Source organism: Cytobacillus sp. FSL R5-0569, assembly GCF_038007265.1.
In the GTDB taxonomy this organism is placed as follows: Bacteria; Bacillota; Bacilli; order Bacillales; family Cytobacillaceae; genus Cytobacillus; species Cytobacillus kochii.
Map to the genome: position 1 here is coordinate 2,160,814 of NZ_JBBOWW010000001.1, position 23,088 is coordinate 2,183,901.

At 36.7% G+C, this 23,088-nt stretch carries 24 protein-coding genes; 18 read left to right on the forward strand and 6 right to left on the reverse strand.

The window, feature by feature from the left end; genetic code table 11:
- Window positions 1-5 precede the first annotated feature (5 nt).
- From MKX78_RS11260 to MKX78_RS11295, 8 genes are all read left to right on the forward strand, one after another.
- Window positions 6-737: a YwaF family protein gene (locus MKX78_RS11260; protein ID WP_095373418.1), complete on the forward strand. Its 732-nt coding sequence runs from the start codon at window positions 6-8 to the stop codon at window positions 735-737.
- A 245-nt stretch (window positions 738-982) separates the two neighbouring features.
- Window positions 983-1,930 (forward strand): C40 family peptidase, encoded by a 948-nt coding sequence (locus tag MKX78_RS11265; RefSeq protein WP_095373417.1) that lies wholly within the window; start codon window positions 983-985, stop codon window positions 1,928-1,930.
- A gap of 180 nt (window positions 1,931-2,110) precedes the next feature.
- A complete protein-coding gene (locus MKX78_RS11270) occupies window positions 2,111-3,265 on the forward strand; it encodes an acyl-CoA dehydrogenase family protein (protein ID WP_307314190.1) in 1,155 nt (384 codons plus the stop codon).
- On the forward strand, window positions 3,262-4,344 hold the full coding sequence (locus MKX78_RS11275) for an acyl-CoA dehydrogenase family protein (RefSeq protein ID WP_340974705.1): 1,083 nt from the start codon (window positions 3,262-3,264) through the stop codon (window positions 4,342-4,344). Before MKX78_RS11270 ends, MKX78_RS11275 begins: the two co-directional genes overlap by 4 nt.
- Window positions 4,345-4,357: 13 nt before the next feature.
- Window positions 4,358-5,164: an enoyl-CoA hydratase/isomerase family protein gene (locus MKX78_RS11280; RefSeq protein WP_095373414.1), complete on the forward strand. Its 807-nt coding sequence runs from the start codon at window positions 4,358-4,360 to the stop codon at window positions 5,162-5,164.
- Window positions 5,165-5,188: 24 nt separating this feature from the next.
- Window positions 5,189-6,376: a CaiB/BaiF CoA transferase family protein gene (locus MKX78_RS11285; RefSeq protein ID WP_307314187.1), complete on the forward strand. Its 1,188-nt coding sequence runs from the start codon at window positions 5,189-5,191 to the stop codon at window positions 6,374-6,376.
- Window positions 6,377-6,675: 299 nt separating this feature from the next.
- Window positions 6,676-7,449, forward strand: a complete 774-nt coding sequence (locus MKX78_RS11290) for a sporulation protein (RefSeq protein WP_341050947.1) — start codon at window positions 6,676-6,678, stop codon at window positions 7,447-7,449.
- Between the two features lie 306 nt (window positions 7,450-7,755).
- The gene (locus MKX78_RS11295) at window positions 7,756-8,778 is read left to right on the forward strand and encodes a zinc-binding dehydrogenase (RefSeq protein ID WP_328199249.1); all 1,023 of its coding nucleotides are present in this window, start codon (window positions 7,756-7,758) and stop codon (window positions 8,776-8,778) included.
- 181 nt (window positions 8,779-8,959) lie between these two features.
- Here the strand turns inward: MKX78_RS11295 and MKX78_RS11300 are convergent, their stop codons facing one another.
- The 3 genes from MKX78_RS11300 to MKX78_RS11310 are packed head-to-tail and all read right to left on the reverse strand — an operon-like array spanning window position 8,960 to window position 11,643.
- Complete coding sequence (locus MKX78_RS11300; RefSeq protein WP_095373410.1) at window positions 8,960-9,772, reverse strand: ABC transporter permease; 813 nt, start codon at window positions 9,770-9,772, stop codon at window positions 8,960-8,962.
- A gap of 14 nt (window positions 9,773-9,786) precedes the next feature.
- Entirely contained in the window at window positions 9,787-10,587 is an 801-nt protein-coding gene (locus MKX78_RS11305; protein ID WP_307314180.1) for an ABC transporter ATP-binding protein, read from the reverse strand.
- 18 nt (window positions 10,588-10,605) lie between these two features.
- The gene (locus MKX78_RS11310) at window positions 10,606-11,643 is read right to left on the reverse strand and encodes an ABC transporter substrate-binding protein (protein ID WP_095373408.1); all 1,038 of its coding nucleotides are present in this window, start codon (window positions 11,641-11,643) and stop codon (window positions 10,606-10,608) included.
- A 264-nt stretch (window positions 11,644-11,907) separates the two neighbouring features.
- Between MKX78_RS11310 and MKX78_RS11315 the strand changes: the two genes are divergently transcribed.
- The 4 genes from MKX78_RS11315 to MKX78_RS11330 are packed head-to-tail and all read left to right on the forward strand — an operon-like array spanning window position 11,908 to window position 15,625.
- Entirely contained in the window at window positions 11,908-12,819 is a 912-nt protein-coding gene (locus MKX78_RS11315; protein ID WP_322909277.1) for a DoxX-like family protein, read from the forward strand.
- Complete coding sequence (locus tag MKX78_RS11320; RefSeq protein WP_095373406.1) at window positions 12,816-13,406, forward strand: DUF4166 domain-containing protein; 591 nt, start codon at window positions 12,816-12,818, stop codon at window positions 13,404-13,406. The genes MKX78_RS11315 and MKX78_RS11320 overlap by 4 nt, the downstream gene beginning before the upstream one ends.
- On the forward strand, window positions 13,399-15,006 hold the full coding sequence (locus tag MKX78_RS11325) for a YndJ family protein (protein ID WP_341050950.1): 1,608 nt from the start codon (window positions 13,399-13,401) through the stop codon (window positions 15,004-15,006). The genes MKX78_RS11320 and MKX78_RS11325 overlap by 8 nt, the downstream gene beginning before the upstream one ends.
- Window positions 15,007-15,058: 52 nt before the next feature.
- A complete protein-coding gene (locus tag MKX78_RS11330) occupies window positions 15,059-15,625 on the forward strand; it encodes a GNAT family N-acetyltransferase (protein WP_322909280.1) in 567 nt (188 codons plus the stop codon).
- 40 nt (window positions 15,626-15,665) lie between these two features.
- Here the strand turns inward: MKX78_RS11330 and MKX78_RS11335 are convergent, their stop codons facing one another.
- Window positions 15,666-15,842, reverse strand: coding sequence for a CsbD family protein (locus MKX78_RS11335; protein WP_095373403.1), 177 nt, complete (start codon window positions 15,840-15,842; stop codon window positions 15,666-15,668).
- A 139-nt stretch (window positions 15,843-15,981) separates the two neighbouring features.
- Here MKX78_RS11335 and MKX78_RS11340 point away from each other — a divergent pair, with 139 nt between their 5' ends.
- From MKX78_RS11340 to MKX78_RS11360, 6 genes are all read left to right on the forward strand, one after another.
- Window positions 15,982-16,527, forward strand: a complete 546-nt coding sequence (locus tag MKX78_RS11340; protein ID WP_322909674.1) for a M15 family metallopeptidase — start codon at window positions 15,982-15,984, stop codon at window positions 16,525-16,527.
- 24 nt (window positions 16,528-16,551) lie between these two features.
- Window positions 16,552-17,421, forward strand: a complete 870-nt coding sequence (locus tag MKX78_RS11345; RefSeq protein ID WP_341050951.1) for a PHP domain-containing protein — start codon at window positions 16,552-16,554, stop codon at window positions 17,419-17,421.
- Window positions 17,408-17,569, forward strand: coding sequence for a hypothetical protein (locus MKX78_RS24515; RefSeq protein ID WP_445662663.1), 162 nt, complete (start codon window positions 17,408-17,410; stop codon window positions 17,567-17,569). Before MKX78_RS11345 ends, MKX78_RS24515 begins: the two co-directional genes overlap by 14 nt.
- Before the next feature lie 325 nt (window positions 17,570-17,894).
- Entirely contained in the window at window positions 17,895-18,986 is a 1,092-nt protein-coding gene (wecB, locus tag MKX78_RS11350; RefSeq protein WP_307314169.1) for a non-hydrolyzing UDP-N-acetylglucosamine 2-epimerase, read from the forward strand.
- The gene (locus tag MKX78_RS11355) at window positions 18,979-19,965 is read left to right on the forward strand and encodes a polysaccharide biosynthesis protein (RefSeq protein WP_095373400.1); all 987 of its coding nucleotides are present in this window, start codon (window positions 18,979-18,981) and stop codon (window positions 19,963-19,965) included. The genes wecB and MKX78_RS11355 overlap by 8 nt, the downstream gene beginning before the upstream one ends.
- A gap of 1 nt (window position 19,966) precedes the next feature.
- Complete coding sequence (locus MKX78_RS11360) at window positions 19,967-20,809, forward strand: dTDP-4-dehydrorhamnose reductase family protein (RefSeq protein WP_095373399.1); 843 nt, start codon at window positions 19,967-19,969, stop codon at window positions 20,807-20,809.
- A 135-nt stretch (window positions 20,810-20,944) separates the two neighbouring features.
- Here the strand turns inward: MKX78_RS11360 and MKX78_RS11365 are convergent, their stop codons facing one another.
- Both MKX78_RS11365 and MKX78_RS11370 read right to left on the reverse strand, forming a co-directional pair.
- On the reverse strand, window positions 20,945-22,141 hold the full coding sequence (locus tag MKX78_RS11365) for a glycosyltransferase family 4 protein (protein WP_322909284.1): 1,197 nt from the start codon (window positions 22,139-22,141) through the stop codon (window positions 20,945-20,947).
- A 22-nt stretch (window positions 22,142-22,163) separates the two neighbouring features.
- The gene (locus MKX78_RS11370) at window positions 22,164-23,081 is read right to left on the reverse strand and encodes an NAD-dependent epimerase/dehydratase family protein (RefSeq protein WP_341050953.1); all 918 of its coding nucleotides are present in this window, start codon (window positions 23,079-23,081) and stop codon (window positions 22,164-22,166) included.
- Window positions 23,082-23,088: the final 7 nt, after the last annotated feature.

Consider the following 23,088-nt stretch of genomic DNA (forward strand, 5'->3'; position numbering starts at 1 on the left):
ATGTTATGCAACTATTTGAGCAAAACCATAGCAACTACTCCTTTGAGATATTTTCTACTTCACACCTTGTAATGGTAGTACTCTTTTTAATAGGATCCTTCTTCTTATATTTCCAGAGAAAAAGGTTAGCCGGACATAAAACGATGTTAAGAGTAATATTCTTATTGCTCTTGCTCTTTTTAGAAGGAAGTTATCACTATTGGTTATGGATAGGTGGAAAGTGGGATGTCTCTTTTGCTTTGCCTCTTCACTTATGCTCGATTAGTGTGCTACTTTGTTTGCTATTACTTATTTTACAAAAACGTTTGCTCTTTCAATTAACTTATTATATTGGTATTGCGGGAGCGACTATGGCTATCTTAACGCCAGAATTGTTTTTCGGATACCCACATTTTCGTTATTTTCAATTTTTCTTTATCCATATGATCATCGTATGGACAGCTCTACTTTATATATTTAGCTTCAAGTACTCTCCATCAAGTAAAGGGGGTGTAGCTGCGTTTATTTCTCTTAATATATTTGCGATTATAGCGGCTGTTATTAACTATGTTACGGATGGAAATTATATGTTTCTTTCTCGAAAACCAGCGACGAGTTCTGTGCTCGACTTTTTTGGCCCATATCCTTATTACATTTTTGTTCTTGAGGCTGTAGCAGTATTGTTATTTGTACTTATGTATCTTCCTTTTAAGGATAGGAGGAAAGACCCTTTAGAGAAAAGAAAAACAATTAGTTGATTAAATCGGCCCATTTTTTTCATAGGTGTCACAAAATGGACAAATAAAATGTAACTATTTTCTTTTGTGTTACATTTTGTTTTAGTGATAAAGAACTGTTTATTGTGGATGCTATTGGAAGTTTAGTATGTATTTTCTTTTAAATTGTAATTATATTACATATAAACCATGTTTTTCACGGTTTGTTTTTCTTCGTATGCACTCTATCATGAATGAGAAATGATAGATTAGGAGTGTACAAAGAGATGAAAAAACAACTCGTGTCAATAGCAGCGGCTACTACTCTTTTTGCGGCAACATATGCAGAAGTTGGAGCAGCGCAAACACATACAGTGCAATCAGGTGATACTTTATGGAAATTGTCTAATACATATAATCTTTCCATCAATCAATTAATGGAGTGGAATCAGCTAAAGAGTTCTACAATTGTTGTTGGTCAAAAGCTGAAGGTAAATGGGGCAGAACAAACAAGTACCTATACAGTCAAAAGTGGAGACTCACTTTGGAAAATTGCACATCAACATGGTATCTCTGTCATTGATTTAAAAAACATCAATGGGCTGAGTTCCGATAGAATATATCCAGGGCAGAAATTAAAGCTAAAGGTGAGTTCAGGGGGGGCACCTTCAACCCCTAATACAAACCAATCAACTTATACAGTACAATCAGGTGATAGTCTCTGGTTAATTGCCTCAAAGCATCAGTTATCAGTGGCGCAGTTAAAAAATATGAATAACTTAACAACGGATGTAATCCGTCCAGGTCAGGTATTAAAAGTGAGTTCATCTAACTCCTCGGCTGGTGGAAATCAAACTAGTAATAACCAACAGTCACAGGTAAATCAATTAATAAAAGAAGCGAAAAAACATATCGGTGTTCCTTATACTTGGGGAGGAAATTCACCGTCTTCAGGGTTTGACTGTAGTGGATTTCTAAAATATGTTTTTAATCAAATCGGTGTTTCCATACCACGAACAGTGGAGACGATTTGGCAAGCGACTACATCTGTTTCATCTCCACAACCAGGTGATATTGTTTTCTTTGAAACGTATAAAAAAGGACCATCACATGCCGGTATTTATTTAGGCAACAATCAATTTATTCATGCTGGAACAAGTACAGGTGTAACAATTGCTGATATGTCTTCAAGTTATTGGAAACCGAAATATTTGGGTGCTAAAACGGCATTATAAAAACTGGATTTAAAAGAGCATTTGGGAGACAGTTCCTAGGTGCTCTTTTTTAGGTTAAAACACTGAATTACTCTGTAAATATTCTAAATATTTAAAATTGACAAAAAAGACTATTTTAAATAAAATATTATATATAGATATATAGTATCGAATACCGATAAAATGAGAGGGTGAAAAGTATTGGTTAAATTAGAAGTGCCAACTGTTCAATTGACATCAGATCAGCAGTCATTTAGAAATGAAGTCCGTGCATTTTTAAGAGAAGAAATACAATCCGAGCATTTTACACCTACATGTGATTCATGGCTAAGTGGAGAATCATCTACTTTTTCGAAAAAGCTAGGTGATAAAGGTTGGATTGGAATGACATGGCCGCAGGTATATGGTGGAAGTGAAAAGAGCGCCATTGATAGATATATTTTAACAGAGGAGTTGCTTGTAGCAGGTGCACCCGTTGCTGCTCATTGGTTTGCTGATAGACAAACGGGGCCATTGCTTCTAAAATATGGGACGGAAAATCAAAAAAAGACTTTTTTACCGCAAATCACAAAAGGGGAATGTTTCTTTGCTATTGGTTTAAGTGAACCGAATGCTGGCTCTGATTTAGCTGCCATCAAAACTCGGGCAGTACGAACGGCTGGCGGCTGGCTACTCACTGGTTCAAAGATATGGTCAAGTGGTGCTCATATCGCTCACTATATGGTCGTACTATGTCGTACATCACCAGAAGATGAAGAAAATCGCCATGATGGTATGAGTCAGTTAATTGTTGATTTACATGTTAATGGTGTGACCATTCGCCCAATCACTTTTTTAACAGGTGAGCATCATTTTAATGAGGTATTTTTTGAAAACGTTTTCGTTCCAGATGAACAAGTGGTCGGTCAAATCGGGAATGGTTGGAAACAAGGAATGGCAGAACTTGCTTATGAAAGAAGTGGACCAGAGAGAATACTCAGTACATACCCATTATTTTCAGGTGTAATTGATGAACTAAAAAGGATAAATGATAGAGAAGGATTAACAGAAATGCTCTCGCTCCTTCCAGAGCTATGGAGCATTAGAAATTTATCTATTGGTGTGGCAAAGTATCTTGACGAGGGGAAGGATGTTTCATTTATTGCCTCACTTGTTAAAGATAGAGGAACAACTTTTGAAACAAAAGTGGCAGAGACGGTGAGGTTAGTATTGTCTAAGCACCCTGATTTATTAAATAGTAAGTCTATCGGTGAGCTGTATACACAATCTATTTTGCATGGCCCAGGTTTCACTCTAAGAGGGGGAACAACGGAAATCTTACGAGGAATTATTGCCAAAGGGGTTGTATCAGAATGAGTGAAATAAAAGAGTATATTTATGATTCGGCCAGTAAATTTTTGAAGAAACAATCTACACAGGACTTACTTGAAAAGGGACAAAAGGGTTTATTTGATGATGAGTTATGGGCATCCCTAAATGACATGGGTCTAACAGGAGTAAATATACCGGAAGCATATGGTGGAGTGGGTGGAGATTATGAAGATGGTTTTACAGTTATTAGATTAGTTGGTCAATACCCAATTCCTCTACCTTTACCTGAAACTTTAATTAGTAAATGGATTCTGTCACAGTACGAGATGAAGATCACTCATGATCAACCGTTATCATTCCATTTTAATGAACAAAACCCTTTGGAAGTTAGGAAACATAACGGTAACTATATCTTAAACGGAGAGGCTTTAAATGTACCTTGGGGAAGGGTAGCAAAAGAAATCGTTGCCCTCGCTAAATGTCAAAACGAGTGGATGATGGTCCTCGTACCAGTAAACGAGTCAAAGATACATGAACAGGTGAATCTAGCCGGTGAACCACGTGATTCCTTGATTTTTCATGACATTCATATTGGAGATTCAGCCATCAAAATAATAGAAGATTGTGAGAGTAAGAAAATAGTAGAGCAACTGTATGCATTGGCTAAAGCGGCGATGCTTGCTGGCATTAGTGAACGAGTAGTACAGGAGTGCCTGTCTTATGCAAGTGAGCGTAAACAGTTTGGCAAGAATTTATATCGTTTTCAAGCAGTGCAGCAACATATCTCACTTCTAGTAGGAGAAACCGCTGCTTGCTTAGCTGCTGTTAACAATGCAGTGGAAATGCTTCAGGGTAGCCATGATTCGTTGTCTATCATGTTGACGAAGATAAAGGTGAGTGCCGTTGCAGGCGATATTGCGATGACCGCCCATCAGCTCCATGGAGCTATTGGGATGACATATGAACATACGCTGCATCATTTAACAAAACGGTTATGGTCATGGCGTGATGAAGCTGGAAATGAGCGCTATTGGCAAGGGGAATTAAGCACTTATATAGCACACAGTCCAGTCACTATTTGGTCACTATTAGTGGATAATCACGAAGTTAAATCCATTTTATAAGGAGGTAAAGAAAATGTCTGATTTACATTTTGAGGTAAGAGACGGAATTGCACAAATTATATTAAACCGCCCAAATGCAATGAATGCGTTTAGTGAGGAAATGCTAGATTTATGGATTGACGCACTACAGACTGTGCGAGATTCTAATGATATACGTGTTGTGATTGTTAAAGGAAATGGAAAAGGTTTTTGTGCTGGTGGAGATATGAAAGAGATGGGCGCAGGCAGGGGATTTTATCGTTCTGATGAAGATCGTGTAACCACTGGTCTTGCAAGAAAAAATTCACTATGGAAAAAGGTACAACGGATCCCTTTATTATTGGAAGAGATTGATCAACCTGTTATTGCACAAATTAATGGAGCGGCATTTGGAGCAGGTCTTGATATGGCATTAATGTGTGATATCCGCATAGCCGCAGAAGGAGCGAAGCTATCTGAAAGTTATACAAAAGTCGGCTTAGTTCCTGGGGATGGTGCTGCTTATTTTCTTCCGAGAATAGTTGGAATAGACAAAGCTTTAGATATGCTTTGGACAGCGAAAGTATTGACGGCTAATGAGGCGAAAGAAATGGGATTGGTCACATTTGTAATTGCTGATGATGAGTTGGAAGGTTTTACAGAGAACTATGCCAAAAAATTAGCAAATGGACCACAAACGGCCATTCGATTCATTAAAAGAGCTGTCTATCAAAATCAAACAATGAGCCTAAGGTCATCATTAGATATGATTTCTTCGTTTATGGCAATCACAACCGAATTAGAAGATCATCGTGAAGGAGTAAAAGCGGTAACAGAGAAGAGAAAACCGAAATTTCAATGAATGGATGTGAAGGGGGAGGTAGTCGTGGATAGAGCCTTGGATGGAATTAGAGTATTGGATTTATCAAGAGTTTACGCTGCACCGGCTGGTTCAATGATATTAGCTGATTTAGGTGCCGATGTAATTAGAATAGAATCACCTATGGGTACTGATAGCATGCGAGATTGGGGGCCGTTTGTGAATGGTCACAGCAGCTATTATTTTACAGCCAATCGGAATAAACGTTCTATTACCCTTAATTTAAAATCTCATGAAGGATTGACTATTTTTAAGCAGTTAGTAGCAAAAGCTGATATCGTCCTTGAAAACTTTAAAACAGGGACATTGAAAAAGCTTGGTATTGCCTTTGATGAATTAAAAAAAATCAATAATAGGATTATACTTTGTTCTGTAACAGGCTTTGGACAAACAGGTCCAATGCGTACAGAACCAGGTTTTGATCCAGTTATTCAAGCGATGAGTGGATTAATGGATGTGACAGGTCACCCTGATGGTGAGCCAACAAAAGTGGGGATTCCAATTGCGGATATTCTTACCTCTAAATATGTCGCTATAGGTATCTTAGCCGCTTTAAGGATGCGAGATAATAACGGTGTGGGTCAGCATATCGACTTATCTTTACTAGATGTGCAAATCAGCTCAATGGCCAATATTGCGAGTGGCTACCTAAATACTGGTATGGAATCTAAAAGATTAGGCAATCAACATAATAATGTTGTTCCCTATCAAGTTTTTGATTGTAAAGACCAACCGCTAATGATTTGTGTAGGAAATAACCATTTGTTTAGACAATTATGCATACTATTAGATAAACCAGAATGGGTAAGTGATCATAGGTTTCAAACAAACGAAAAACGCTTAGAGTATAAAGATATCTTAGTCCCATGGATAGCTGAACAAATGTTAGCAAATACAGCAGACAATTGGTTAGAGAAGTTTTCCCAATACGGTATTCCTGCTGGAAAAGTTAATAGTATTACGCAAGCCTTTAATGATCCGCAAGTAATTGCAAGAGAAACGGTTGGAACAATGTTACATCCAGTGATGGGAGAGGTGAAATTAACGAAAAGTCCTTTACGTTTTTCTGGATTAAACATAAGGTATGATCTGGCACCACCAATCCTCGGAGAGCATACAAATTTGTTCTTACAAGAGGAATTAGGTTTGGATGAGGGAGAAATAGCAGCATTAAAAAAACAAGGGGTTATATGAGAAAGATCTATATTTTAAAAAATTTGTATGATTGAATAGCTCATTTACCAATTTTTCATTTGAATAAAATAACACCTTTTTTCCGATGTGTTGGTTCCAGAAAGATACTTCATTAGATATTCTATTTTACATGGATGAGAAACTCCTGTTTTTTCTCATCATTCCTTACCAAATTACCTGGCAAATGTGAAGCAGGATATGTGTCGGAAGTAGTAAAAGCCAAGTAAAATATGTGTTGATATCTATCACTACATGGTAAAATATAGATGAGGATGAATATGATGAGGAGGAAGAAATGAATGAGTTTCTTTTCTAAAGTTTTAGCTAGTGTGGGTATAGGTGGCTGTAAAGTGGATACAAAACTTGCAAAAGCATCTTTTGTGCAAGGCGAACAAATCGACGGTGTCATTGCAATCACCGGTGGGAAAATAGATCAACAGATTGAACATTTATATATAGAAATATGCTGTAAATATGATGTCGAAAATGATGATAATGGGGTAAGCGCACAAACAGCAGTTCTAAGTCGCCAATTGATTACACAAAATATAACCGTTTTAGAAGGTGAAGAAAAAGAAGTGCCTTTTTCTTTTCAATTACCTTATGATACACCGATGACTTACGGAAAAACAAAGGTTTGGTTACAGACTTCAGGGGATATTAAGAACGCTATGGACCCTAACGACACAGATTTTATAAAGGTTGAGCCTAATCAATTATCTTCTTCCATTTTACATAGCATGGAGGATATTGGATTTAGGTTAAGAGAAGTAGTATGCGAAGAAGTACCTAGAAGATTAAGAGATAAATATCCGTTTGCTCAAGAGTGGGAATTTATTCCTGATAGCGGAGAGTTTCGAGGCCGGTTGGATGAAATAGAATTGATCTTCATGAAGCAAAGTGAAAGTAATGTGGAATTACTCATTGAAGTCGACCGCCGAGCAAGAGACTTTGGCTCCTTTCTTTCAGAACTTATGGAAACAGATGAGACGAAATTAAGGGTCTGTTTGTCTGTAAATGATATCCCTCAAATGGAAGCGAAACTTACAGAGCTTATTCGCAAATATGCTTAAAATGTAACAATATTTACTGGTTATATGCTGGAAGTAAGTAGAATAATAGCCTAATAGAAGCTTAACAAGACAATGATTTTAGCTATTATGTTTATTTATGAATGTGATTTTATGCGAACATATCAGAGGATAATCTTCATTGGATATGTTCGCATTTGTCGTTTCAAGCATATTAAGTCAATCTATAGATGTTCTAATAAATCAGAATTTTTGAATTAATCACTTGGTTTGGTATACTTGTATTATGTTTAATTAAGTAAAATAATTGCTTTACATACAGGAGAGGTTTGGAAAGGGGTAGAATAAATGAAAGCGGTTGTATTAAAAGACAAAATGAAAAAAGGAAATATGATTGCTCCATTATATTATGAAGAAGTAGAGACACCACAGCCCAAAAAAGGTGAAGTGCTCGTGAGATTACATTATGCTGCTGTTAATCGTCGTGATGTATTTATCCGATATGGTGCTTATCCTGGAATCGCGGTTCCTTCTGTTTTAGGTTCTGATGGGGCAGGTGTCATTGCAGCATTAGGTGAAGGGGTTTCAGGTATCGCTGTAGGTAGTGAAGTTGTCATCAATCCAGGGCTTGATTGGGGAGATAACATTGACTATCCTCAAGCTAAACATACAGTACTTGGTGTTCCCTCAAACGGGACTTATGCACAGTATGTGACAGTACCTGCTGAGAATGTGCTACAAAAACCTTCTCATTTAACATTAGAAGAAGCAGCTGCCATTCCATTAGGCGCACTTACAGCATACCGAGCCGTTGTCACAAAAGGAGAGGTCAAACCATCTGATACCGTTATTATTCCGGGTATTGGAGGAGGCGTTGCGACTTTTGCATTACAAATTGCTGTAGCAAAAGGAGCGACGGTCTTTGTTACTTCAAGCAGTGATGAGAAAATTGCTTATGCTAAGGAACTAGGGGCTACTGATGGAGTAAACTACCGCAATGAGGATTGGGTGAAGGAATTAAAAGCACTATCAGGTGGTGCCGATTTAAGTATTGATAGTATTGGTGGATCTACCTTTAATGATCTCATCTATTTGGCTAAACCTGGTAGTAAAATCGTCTCCTTTGGTGCGACATTAGGACCGGTAGAGCAAGTTGTGATGCCAAGAATCTTCTTTAAGCAATTACATATTCTAGGGACAACAATGGGTAGTGCTTCTGAATTTAAATCAGTGATTGATTTCTACGGGGCTCATAAGTTAAAGCCAGTAATTGATGGAGTATATGATCTACAAGATATTGAAAGTGTCCATGAGAAAATGGATAAAGGAAAGGTATTTGGGAAAATGGTTTTAAAAATACCGCATGACTAAGAAGGAAAAATGGTATTAAACATGATTTATCGTTGCCAGGCCAGCTATGAAATTATCATCCACTCATCAAAGATATCAAATCCCAACTGACATGCAAAAATGAAAAACATATAAAATAAATAGCAAAAGGTTGATCTTATCATTACTATAAGTTCAACCTTTTTATGCTGCTTATTGATAATTATTCAGGTTTCCATGAGCTAAATCTTTTTTCAATCAAGCCGATAATGCCGGTGAGAATGACACCAGAAACAGCGATTACAACGACACCTACAAACATTTCCGCAGTTTTTAAATTTTGGCCTGCATGTGTGAGATGATAACCAATACCAGCTGTAGATGCATACATTTCACCAACGACAATTGCGATTAATCCCTGTCCTAGCCCTAAGCGAATACCGTTTAGAAGAAAAGGAACTGTGGAGGGGAGAGCAATCGTTTTAAATATTTGGAATTCAGATGCGGTAAAACTACGAGCTGCTTTAATTAAGTTTTGATCTAGAGTGGACATGGCCTTTTGTGCACTCATGACAATAGGAAAAAATGCCATTAAAAATACGACGACGATTTTAGATGCCACACCAATCCCAAAAGCAATGATGATTATGGGTAATAATGCAACTTTTGGCGTAACGTATAGAGCGGATACAAATGGACTAATTATACTGTTGAAAATACGATTCCACCCTGCAAATATGCCAATCGGAATCCCTATCGCCATAGCCAGTATAAACCCAAGTGAAAATTCATAAGCACTAACACCTAGATGTTGCCAATACCTAGGATCTGCAAAAAGTGTCGTAGCCGCTTCAACAATTTTAATAGGTGAGCTTATAAATAGTGGGTTAATAAGCTTATAATAAGAAATCAATTCCCAAGAAATTAAAAATAGAATAACGGAAGTTACACTAATCCAGACGGTGCTTTTTTTTGTTTTTATTTTTAGCGATTTATTTTTCACTGGAATGGTGGATGTCATTTCGGTTTTACTCACTGAATGTCTCCTCCTTAGGCGAATCCTTGTTTTGCTGACTCATTTTCTATTAACTGCCAAATACGGTCAACATATTGTAGAAAATGTGGTTCTCTTTTTATCTTCAATTCTCTTGGTCTTACTAAATCAATCGAAATATCTTCTACTAAATGGCCAGGTCTTGCACCAAACACAAAAACGCGATCAGCTAAAAAAACAGCTTCGTCGATTTGATGGGTGATAAAAATACTTGTTTTTTTCGTTTCACTCCATATTCTCACAAGTTCCTGTTGCATAAATTCTCTTGTTTGTGCATCAAGAGCGGAGAATGGTTCATCTAAAAGTAGTAAGGAGGGTTCCACTGTTAAGGCTCTTGCAAGGTTTACTCGTTGTTGCATACCACCAGATAGTTCATGCGGATAATGACTTTCAAATCCTTTGAGGCCAACCATTTCGATATATGTTTTCGCTAGCTCTCTTGTAACAGGACTCAGTCTCTTTTGTAATTCTACCCCATATAAGACGTTGTCCATTACATTTCTCCATGGAAGGAGACTCGGAGATTGAAAGACCATAGAGCGATCTTTCCCAGGTCCGACTATTTTCTTATTATCTAAAAGAATGGACCCATTACTCGGTTCAATAAAACCGATCACAGTATTTAAGAAAGTTGTTTTTCCACAACCTGATGGACCGACAATACAAATAAATTCTCCTTCTTGAATGGCGAGGTTAATATTTTTTAAAGCAGTTACCTCTTGACCGGTTTTATGGTTCATATAAGTGACATCGAGGAATTGACTTTGCAGTTTAGGTATTGATTGTGTATCTTTCATCGTACCCTTCCTTTCCTATTATTTTGGGAAAGCCTCTTTTAAGTAACGATTTGTCCAAAGTTTTTCTTCAGCCGTATCATGAGTTTGGCTTACACCAGAAATTTCACTTAATTCAACTAAAGGGTCTTGTGCGTGATCCCATGCAGCTTGAGTCATTTCACCATACCCGACATAGGTTGGTTTTAATGAAGTGAGTGATTTTTCTAATATTTCTTGATCAACTCCTTCAAAATACCCTGTAATTAATCCAGCAGCTTCACCTGGATTGTCCCGAGTAAATTCAATTGCTTTTCCTAATGCCCTTACAACTTTTGTAGTAAGTTCAGGGTTGTCTTCGATATAGTCTCTTTTCGCAAAAACAATCTCCCAAGCTAGTTCAGCGTACATTTCTTCTTCACTTAGTTCGAGTGCAAGTGAACCACCATCTTCTGCTTCAACCAGTGCAGAGAATGGAGGTGACGCAATTCCACCATCAATAATACCTTCTTGCATTCCACCGACTTTTGATCCTGTTCCTTCCATTTTTACTGTTTCAAGGGTCGATTGATCTTGTCCATACTTTTCCATTAAATAACGTAAATAAACATCGCCGGAATCTCCCACTTGATTAGAGCCAATTTTTGCACCAGCTAATGCTTTTACTTTCTCCTCAACAGTGGATTCCTTTGTTATGCCTTTTTCTTTCATAAAGGCTTCAGACAGCGCTACTTCATATGTGAGAGCAGAATTTAATCCTTGGATGGCTACAAGGTCTTCTCCTGCCTCAATGGCAGATAACATGGCACGTGGTGCAGCTAGCGCAAATTGTGTATCTCCTGAAAGAATAGTCGCTGTTACTTGGGAACCACCACCACCTGAAGCAATATTTGCCTCGATCCCTTCGTCTTCAAAATATCCATTTTCAATTGCCACATAGAGAGGGGCGAAGGAAAGAATTCGTGCTGGCTCTGCAAAAGTAAGTGCGGTCTTCCCATCCTCTGTAGTAGAAGAAGCATTTCCACAAGCTGTCAGAAGGAGCAGTGTTGACAGTAATAAAGTGAATAAAGTGCTTTTCATGTTAATTCCTCCTTTGTTTTATATATAATACATAGTTTTAAATATACAAAAAAGATTTGATTAATGTCAATATTATTTGAATATTTTATTTATTTTGATGAGTTCGATATATCTTTTACCGATTCGAGAGTAGAAAGATAGTCGAAGGAGAATTTCGTCTTTTAATCTAATTAAAGAATCCTATGTATGAATTGATTATTCTCCAACATTTGGTGATTCAACCGTTTATTATCAGTTATAATGGTAAATAAGGGAGGTGGGTTGATGAAGCCTAAACCGATTTATGTGGAGATTGATATCAATCGTGCGCTAGATGACGTTTGGACATACACACAAGAACCTACTAAGCATGTGGAATGGGATATCAGGTTCTCAAGCATTCACTATGAAGAAATACTGGATGATGATGTACAAACTTTTACATATAAGCGAAATATCCCACCACTTTTAGAAATAATAGGATGGGGGAAAACAAAAGGTAGCGTAGATAGGGATGGAAAAAAGACTTCATCGCTTCATTTCGGTACCGATTATTCGTTTTCGCCAATAAGGGAAGGTAGAGGATACTGGAAATATGAACCTAAAGGAGAAAATAAGACATTATTTATTACCCAATATGACTATGATGTCCCATTAGGTAAGTTTGGTATGTTGCTAGATAACTATTTTTTCCGACCTTTATTAGGATGGTCAACGGCCCTTAGTTTCGATGTATTGCGAAGATGGTTAGAAAAAGGGGAAAGTCCTCAGACGCAATATCGAAATTTTATCATTCACTGGATAGTTACTTTTCTATTTGCTTTTATATGGATCTATCACGGTTTGGTTCCTAAATTGATTACACAACATCCCCTAGAGGTGCAAATGATTACTGATGTATTGCCAGTCTCATATGCGCATGCGAAAATATTGACGGTAATAGCTGGTGTAGGTGAGATTGCCTTTGGCTTGAGCTTTTTATTTATTCAGCGAAAAGGGAAGCTGTTTATAATAGCCCTCTTGCTTTTATTTGCTTTAGGCATAGCGGCAATTGTCGGAATTCCATCTTTAATGACTGCCCCCTTTAATCCTTTTACGTTTAACACTAGTTTAATTATACTTGCCCTGATTGGGTGGTTAAGTTCGGCTCATCTACCGTCTGCTAAAAATTGTAGGAGAGTGAAAAAGCGTAAATGACTATGTATGAGCAAGTATTAGGTGAACATTTTGAAAGATTACATAAGAGAATGCAGCAAAGATACCGTTTCAATGAGGCAATTTTTATAGGAAAAGGGAAAATGGACATGATTGAAAATAAATGGTGGCTACGCCCTTTTTTATATTTAGCGACAAAAAGACGCTTAATGTTCCCTGAACATGGTAAAAATATTCCGTTTGAAGTGAAAAATACGTTGAATATAGAAAAAAACGAAGTGTATTGGGAGCGGAAGTTTTTCATTGGTGGGAAAGTACGTTTTTTTGATGCAAACATGAGGTGGAATGAACAGACGAGAGAAGTGGATGATTTTTTAGGATATCCGTCCCCTTTATACTCATCACTATGTTTTCAAGTACAACCTTGTGGTGGTTTAAAGATTGTGTCGGGTCGGCAAAAGTTGCTTATTGGTAAACACGAGTTAGAGATTCCCTCTTTCTTTCAAGTAAAAGCAGAGGTGTATGAACAATTCGATGAGAAGATTGGCCGGTTTCGAATTAAAGTAAAAGTTATGAATCGGCTTATAGGTACATTGTTTACATATGAAGGGACTTTTATTGATGAATAGACAGAAAAAAACATTACTTCTCCTATACATCATTTTATTTATTATCACACTTATCGTATCAATCGATAGTGGCTATTTTTTACTTTTGACCGTAGCACAAATGATTTATGTCCCGACAATGATCTTGCTTATTGTTGAGAAAGGGGATTGGATAGACAGATTCGGATGGCTATTCATTACAATTGGTGTCCTTTCGATTTTTATACTAACGGTTTTCACTTCAGTTGAGACCAATTGGATTTTCTCTACAATTTACCTGTTTTATACGGTTTTCATATGTTTTTATGGGGTATGCCGCTTTCTAAACCGAGGTTTCACTCTCTTTGAAGAATTTTTGATTGATGTTGGCTTGATTTATTTAGCAATTGGAGGATTATGGACATTTGCTCATTATAATGGAATTGATACTGGTTTTTCACCAATGATTACTTGGTTAACGAGTATCCATTTTCATTATGCTTCTTTTTTATTACCGGTTTTTGCTGGTTTTTTAGGACGCGTACTAAAAGGGAAGCGAAGGGGTTTTTATTACTGTAGCACAGCCGTCCTTATTGCACCGCTTCTTCTTGCAATTGGCATTGCTGTTTCTTATTGGTTAGAAGTAGTATCCGTCGTTCTTTATATATATGGAATCTATGGACTGATTTATTATGCATTAAGTGCACGAATTCATAGATTGTTTTACAAATCCTTAGCTGTCATTTCATTTGCTTCCTTAGGTGTAACCATTTTATTTTCTGTTGCCTATATCATAAGTCGATTTGGTGGAAATGAAGGGATTACTATTCCTTTTATGCTTCAATTTCATGGTATAACGAATAGCGTCTTTTTTGCTTTATGTGGTTGCTTAGCTTGGTTTTTTATCCGACCCCAAAGTCGTTTCGTTAAGCAGAGTATCCCATTGAGTCATGTGAGAGGTGGCATGATGGTTGGTGAAGAAGTTTTAACTAAAGTGAAAGACAATAGACAAGTAGAGGGACTTGTTGAAGAACTACAAAGTTATTCATCCCGTTCGATTCCAAAACCATACCGAGATTTTTATGAACATACAAGCGAGTTTCGCTTGTATGCAACTGTACATTGGGCTAAATGGTTTAAACCATTTGCTTTCTGTTATTACCAAGTGAGCCGCTTCGTTAAACAAATCCATTTACCCCTCCATAGCAATAAAATAGAAATGAACGGTGAGCTGGTATCGGTCTCATCTAAAGTCGATGGGCGAACAAATCCCCGAGCGTGGGTGAGAAAAATAAACAATGACGTTTGCTTTATTGCTTTATATGCAGCACATGAACATTTAGGGAAAAAATATATGAATATAAGTCTACCCCTTCCTTTCTCTGCTATGACCGGTATTCTTTCACTGAAGATGGATAAAGAGAACTTAGTATTAACTAGTTTTCAAGAAAATGAGCAGTCGCATGAAGGGATATATTTTCAATGGAGAAATGACTTCTTCCGTTTGCCATTAAATGAAAAATTTACGATGTTTGTTTCAAAAGATGGCAAGTTAATGGCGAATCATCATATGTGGATATTCGGAATCTCTTTTCTATTTATCTCCTATGAGATTGAAAATAGGCAGGAAAAAAATACTTAGAGTAGAATTATATTAGCATGATTAAATGATAGGTTGCTAAGGAGTGCCTTAAATGGGAGAGATGTTAATAAAAGGATTTCGGATGCTAGATGGGAAGAAATTTTATATACGACATGCTGAAAGCTCGGATGCCAATGAGTTGCTACTGTTTACTAAGGATGTCATAGAGCAATCTCCCTATTTATTGATTGAGCCCAATGAATATCAAGTTTCCTTCAAACAGCAACAGCAAAAGGTTCAGCAAGTACTTGAAGATCCAAGTAAGTTATTGTTAATTGCTGTTTTTGGAGAGGAGATTATTGGCAGGTTAGATTTTAGTGTAGCCAGTCGCAAGAAAATTGCGCATACAGGAACTTTCGGGATGAGTGTGAGTCAATTTTTTCGTGGAAAAGGGGTAGGAAAAGCGTTACTTTCAAGTTTACTTTTATGGGGGAGACAACACCCAAAAGTAGAAAAAATAGAGTTAGAAGTGCTGGCTGAAAATAAAGCTGCTATCCACTTGTATGAGAGTGCTGGTTTTGCAGTTGAAGGTGTTAAAAGGCAGGCAGTGAAAAATCGTTTTAATGAGTATGATGATCTCATCTTAATGAGCTATTTTTTCGATAATAGCAGCATGTAAAGAAGAAAAAAGGTGATGAAAGGAATCATCACCTTTTTTCTTACTTTTGTTTGTTAAAAGCTTCCTTCACATCGCCGAACTTTTCTTTAACTGTTCCTTTCACTTGATCCATCTTACCTTCAGATTTTTTTGATGTATTATTTGTACTATCACCATATTCTTCTTTCATTTTTCCTTTTACTTTATCTTTAAAACCATCCATTTGCTCTTTATTCATTTGTACCACTCCTTTTGACGTTTGTTACATTTATTCCCTTTATCAAAAAACTGAAACCTTTTTCTTCGATTATTCGTTTATGAAACTGATAAACTATTGAAAAGAGACAACTTTGTGTGGGGGAAAAGAAAAGGTGAAGATGGTGAAAGTTTTTAGGGCGTTTGTATTTGTGCTCATATTAATTATTATTCTATTATTATTTATCCAATATTTATTTGGTTCATTATTTAAGTATAAAGATGTACCTTTACCAGTTGAGGTTCATCCCGAAGTAAGAGCTAAGACAGAACAGCTAATCACATCATTAGAAGACAAAGGAATCAATATATTGATTACAGATGATTATCGCAGTTTACATGAACAAGATGAGCTGTATGCAAAAGGGCGAACTGAAGAAGGACAGATTGTCACACATGCCAAAGGTGGAGAATCTTATCATAATTATGGGTTAGCTGTTGATTTTGCACTAGTCACAAAAGGTGGAGAGGTTGTATGGGATATGACATATGATGGGAATGGAAATGGCCAAGCTGACTGGGATGAAGTAGTTGCAGAAGCGAAAAAGTTAGGATTTGAATGGGGTGGGGATTGGCAGCATTTTAAAGATTACCCGCATCTGCAATATGACTTTGGTTTATCGATTAATGAATTACAAAGGGGGAAAAGACCACCAGAAGAAGAATAATTATCGTTAAGGGAGGGATTGAGTGTGTTGGATATTGCTGCTGTAACTAAAGAGGAAGGTTTTGATCTGCATTTGCATACGACTGCCTCAGATGGTGAACTAACACCTCTTGAGTTAATGCAATATGCTGTTGAAAAAAGATTAAAGACTATCAGTATTACAGATCACGATACGATTAATGGTGTGGAAGAGGCATATAGCATCTCCCACAATCTCCCTATTCAACTTATTAGAGGGATTGAGCTATCATCATCATATAAAGACAGAAGAATTGATATATTAGGTTACGGTATTCACCCAACTAATCATCTTAAAAAAAAGCTTGCATTAATTTTTGAAAATCGGTTAGATCGTGCCAACAAGATGTTAAAACTGTTAAACTCTTATGGCGTGCATATTAATATGAGAGATATTAGAAAACAGATGGTAGGAGAGCTTATTTGTCGTCCCCATATTGCCATGGCTATAGTTGAAAAGGGCTATGCATCGTGTAAGATTGATGCTTTTCGGCGATACATCAGTGATGATAGCCCAACACATGTTCCACTCGATACGATGTCTGCGGAAGAGGCGATTGCCACTATTCATGAGGCTGGTGGACATGCTGTGCTAGCTCATCCCCGGCTCATAAAAGATGACCAATTAGTGTTAGAATTACTGCATTTAGGTCTCGATGGTATTGAAGTTTGGCATCGCAGGCATACGAGTAAAGATGTGAAAAAATACAAAAGAATGGCAAAAAAATATGAGATCTGCAAACAGGCGGATCAGATTTTCATACATACGCCCACTATTTGGGTGAATTTGGTTATAAACGATAATGGAATTATGGAGGTTTGTCATGCCTATTTGTCAACATTGCCATCACAAGTGGAGTTGGATGCAAACATTTAAAAGGCTATTTACTATTAGAAGGGCAATAAAGTGTATGTATTGCGGTGAAAATCAATATCAAAGTGTAAGGTCAAGAAAAGTTACTTTCTTTTTACCGCTCGTTTCCTCATTTATGATCGCTTTTATTTATCTTTTTAACCCTTCCTAAACCATTGTATATCTATTCAGTGGCTTCATATTTATCCTTATTTGTCTTGTCATGCCTTTTTTTATCCGATTCATTAAGGATGATGATGTAATGTAGTGAACTAATGAAGAACTAAAATTTTGCTTGCTATGATGATATGGTAAATACCATTGCATCATAGCTTTTTTTCATTATATATACTCCACTGCCTTCGCCCCTTTTAGGTATATGTTTCAATTTTATCTTTCAAAGACTTGCCTATAGCAAAGTCGAGATACAAGCATAAATTAATATTAGATAAAAAAAGTGCTATGGTCTAGTAATGGAAAGGAAAGGGAGTGAAGGGATGAAGATCATGACAATTTTGGGGACAAGGCCAGAAATTATTCGCTTAAGTTTAATCATAAAAAAACTCGATCAATTAATTGATGAACATCTTATTGTACACACTGGTCAGAATTTTACAAACGAATTAAGCGATATCTTTTTTAAAGAACTAGGCTTAAGACAACCTGATTATATATTAGCATCAAAACAGCAATCACTAGGGAAACAATTAGCCAAAATGTATAGCGAGCTAGAAGGTATATTACAAGATGAGGCACCAGATAAAATTCTCGTATTAGGAGACACCAATAGTGGACTCAGTGCTATTTTAGCTGAGCGCATGGGAATTCCAGTATACCATATGGAGGCAGGGAATCGTTGTTATGATTTAGAAGTGCCTGAAGAGAAAAACCGCCGTGTAATTGATGCGATTTCAACAGTTAACCTTCCTTATACACCAGGAAGTAAAGAAAACCTATTAAGAGAAGGGATTGCCCCACAAAGAATTTATACTTCAGGCAATCCGATTAATGAAGTCATCCAACACTATTCGGTCCAAATTAATCAAAGTAATATCTTAACCTCATTATCACTACAAAAAGGAAATTATTTGTTACTTACTGCACATAGAGCTGAAAATGTCGACCATCAAGAAAGGCTGCTTGAGATATTAAATGGCGTTAATCAAGTAGCTGACCATTTTAATAAACGTGTCATTTGCAGTATTCATCCCCGCACAAAATCCAAAATCGATCACCTTACCGATTTCGTTTTACATCCATTAGTCGAATTCCATCAGCCATTTGGTTTTTTTGATTTTGTACAGCTTGAGAAAAATGCTTTCTGTGTATTAACGGATAGTGGAACAGTCCAAGAGGAGTGCTGTTTATTCTATATTCCAACTGTAACGATCCGCCATACAACAGAAAGACCTGAAACATTAGCCTGTGGAAGTAATATGATTTCTGGTATTGATGCAGAAAGAATACTTTCCTGTGCAAAAATAATGACGAGTCAGCCGACAAGTTGGAAATTGCCTGAAGGCTACGAAGCAGAGGATGTTTCAGATAAAGTAATCAAACTACTATTAGGGGGACTGACAGTTGTTTAAAGATAAAATCATCTTAGTAACCGGCGGAACAGGGTCATGGGGCTATGAACTCGTCGAGCAATTACTTTTCTTACAACCGAAAGAGATAAGAATACTATCTAGAAATGAGTCTAATCAATTTTCAATGAAAGAAGCATTTGATCATCATCCTTCATTACATTTTTTAATTGGAGATATAAAAGAAAAAGATGCAATGATTGAAGCAACACAAGGAGTACATTATGTTTTCCATCTTGCGGCACTTAAGCATGTTCCTGTATGTGAAGACCAACCGATTGAGGCATTAAAATCCAATGTAATTGGAACACAAAATGTCATAGATGCAGCGATTATTAATAAAGTAGAAAGAGTTGTATATATATCCACAGATAAAGCTTCTAACCCGTCGAACTTCTACGGTTTATCTAAAGCGATGGGGGAGAAATTGATTATCCATGCCAATACATTAAACTCGGCTACAAAGTTTGTTTGTATAAGAGGTGGAAACGTACTTGGTACAAATGGAAGTGTCATTCATGTGTTTAAGAGACAAATACAAGAAAAGGGAAAGGTAGGTATCACCGATCCAAGAATGACAAGATTTTTCTTAACAGTAGAGGAAGCAATTAAATTGGTATTTAAAGCAACTTTTGAAAGTATCGGTGGTGAAACATTTGTAATGAAAATGCCTGCATGCAAAATTACTGATCTCGCTGACTTATTAATTGAGGCATCAGGAAAACCGAATATTGGAACAGAAATTCTTGGAGTAAGACCAGGAGAAAAAATCCATGAACTTTTACTATCAGATTATGAAAGTACAATGACCGTCACTTATGATGATGAATACTATGTTATCCTACCCTCTATTCATATCGATGGTTTGAAGGCTTATTATAAAGATTATCAACCGATTAATCTAGAAGAATATAATTCTGGTCAATCGTTAATGGATAAAGAGGAGCTGAGGAAGATGTTGAAGAAGGGCGGGTTTATTTAAAATGAAATTATTAATTTTGGGAGGGAAGGGCATGGCAGGTCACATGCTTGCCTCCTATTTTCATGCGTATTCAACCTTTGACGTCTACACAACTTCAAGAGGACATTCAGAAAGTGATCATCAACTATATTTAGATGTGACCCGTACAACAGATGTCGAAGCGGTTATAGATAAAGTACAACCAGATATCGTTATAAATTGTGTTGGTATCTTAAACGAGCATGCGAGCGCTAATACAAAGCTTGCCTTTCAAGTGAATAGTCTGCTGCCACAAGCGTTGGCAGGTATTATGGAAAAAAGGGGCGGTCGTCTCATCCATATTAGTACTGACTGTGTGTTTTTAGGCGATAAGGGTGGATATACTGAAGAAGACATAACAGATGGTACATCTATTTATGCGCAATCGAAACAATTAGGTGAAGTATCTTCACCTCCCCATTTAACTGTAAGAACATCAATTATAGGTCCGGAGTTAAAGCAGGACGGTATTGGCCTATTCTTATGGTTTATGGAACAAACAGGTACCATAAAAGGTTTCAGTAATGTGTATTGGAATGGCGTAACAACTTTAGAATTAGCGAAAGCGATTCATCAAATGATCCAGGAGGATATACAAGGACTGTATCATTTAGGTATGCCTCAAGCTGTTTCAAAATATGAGCTCTTATCTTTAATAAAAGAAGTATTTCACAAAGATGATATATCGATTATCTCTGATGATGTAGAAAAGTTAGATCGTACAGTGCAAACGGTAAGGAAAGATTTTTCCTATCTATTCCCAACATATAAAGAAATGCTTATTGAGCTTAAAGCAGAGATGGAAAGAATGAAGGAAAGAGAATAATTGTCATCAACTATAAGGAAAAACTGCACCTCTGATGGTTAGACGCATGACCTAACAATTGGAGGTGCAGTTCTTTCTTAAATTATTCGCATTTAGATTTTTAGCGAATCAAACCGGATTGATCGTTTTTTTAATTCAATTATTCATCTGTTTTTTCTGTATCGCCTGATGATAGAGGGGGAGTACTAGTTTAATGGCGTTAGCTAACGACCAGTGACTAGTAGCAAACTCAAATGCTTTCGTACCTATACTTCTTCTGACCATATCCTCATGTAGTAAGAAAGCCATTTTTTCGGCTAGTTTCTTTGAGTCTCCTATCGGTGTAAGAAATCCTGTTACGCCATCTTCAATCATTTCAGGTATGCCTCCTACATCACTAGCGATAATAGCTAATCCTGATAGTTGTGCTTCGATAATTGATAAAGGCTGGTTTTCTGAGAGTGTTGGTAAAATGAATAGATCAGCTTGTTGTAATAGAGAGGGGACATCATTTCTTTCTCCTAAAAAGAGAATTTGATTTCTTAAATGATAATCATTCGTTAGTTTTTGTAGATGCTGTTTTTCTTCGCCATCACCAATGATCCAACAAACCCAGTCATTATTTTGTTCTTTCAAATATGACAACGCGGTGATCAAATACTGTACACCTTTTGCTTTAATGAGTCTACCTGTATATATGAATAGTTTCTGTCTTTTTTTTCTTTTTCTAATATGGTTTGCAGGTTTTGCAGCTCGTAATAAGAAATCATCAATATCAAACCCATAGTGAAGGACAGTTAGTTGATGACTCTCGATGTGAATATCATTACATAAAATATTTTTCATCCATTCATTAGCTACAATAGTGGTATAACCTGCCATTCCACCGATGTATTCTAAATTCTTAAAATACGATAAATTCTCCAGTTTTGATGAAGGGTCTTGGAAAAACTGTTCTTTTATTTCTTTTGTCAGGGATCCATGTATAGTTGTAATGAGAGCAGGGTGTTTGAGTTTTAAGTGATCAATTGCCCGGGCTGCAATAACGTCTTGTGCATGTATGATATGATATGCTTCCAAATCCATTTGAGCAGCTGCCTTCTCATATTCCTTGCTTTGATAAGCGGTATATTTAACAATTAATTCATCAGGCGGAAGTTCTGTATGAGGAAACGTTGTAATCGGAATACTAATATCTTTATTAATAATAATGACATGACGGTTTTGTGTATTAAACCCCATTAGATCTACCTCATGACCTTGTGCCTCAAGCCCTTTTCTTAACTGAATCATATAATTCCACACTCCCCCTAAGTGAGGAATCGCCCAATACGTAGCTAATAGAATCTTCATAAAAAAGCTCCTTTACATTAAGTTAGCTTTTGTTTTTCATAAATTGATAGGTTTGTAGTAAGCCCTCGTCGATAGAATGGTTTGGTATCCAATTGAGTTTCTGTTTGATTTTTTCTCGGGAAAGGCAGCTATCTTTTATATCTCCTTGGCGACTTGTAACATATTGTTTCTTTATCGGCTTGGAATGAATATGCGAGATTTTTTCAATGATTTGATTAACTGAAGTCTTTAAACCTGTGCTCACATGAAAGGTATCATTTGAGACTTGTTTACTAGCAGACACATTTGCCAGAACGATATCGTCAACAAATATAAAATCTCGCGTTTGTTCACCATTACCATGGATATTAAGTGATTCTCCGGATAAAATCTTTTGAAGGAAAACAGCAATAACACCACCTTCTCCTTTTGGTGTTTGTCTAGGACCATACACATTGCCATAGCGTAATATCGTATAGGGTAATTGATATAAATGGTGGTAGAGGCGGATATAATTTTCTGCTGCATATTTTGACATACCGTAGTAGGAGATTGGTTGAGTGGAATCTGTTTCGTGAATAATATCCTCTGATGATTCTCCGTAAACAGCTGAGGTAGAGGAGAATATAAATTGTTTTACTTTTGCTTGTACACTAGCTTCTAGTAGATTGATTGTACCAACGATATTAATATCTGCATCTGCAGTTGGATATTTGATAGATTTTGTTACATCTGCTTGGGCAGCAAGATGGAAAACAAGATCAGGTTTTATGTTAGAAAAATGTTGCTTTATTTTGTCACTTCTTATATCACAATCAAGAACGATTGACTCAGGGTGGATATTTTTATTTGTGCTAGATGAGAAGTTATCAATCACATATACTTTAGCTCCTTCTTTTACAAAATAGTCTACTAAATGTGAACCAATAAATCCTGCTCCTCCACTAATAACAATATTCATGCTTCTT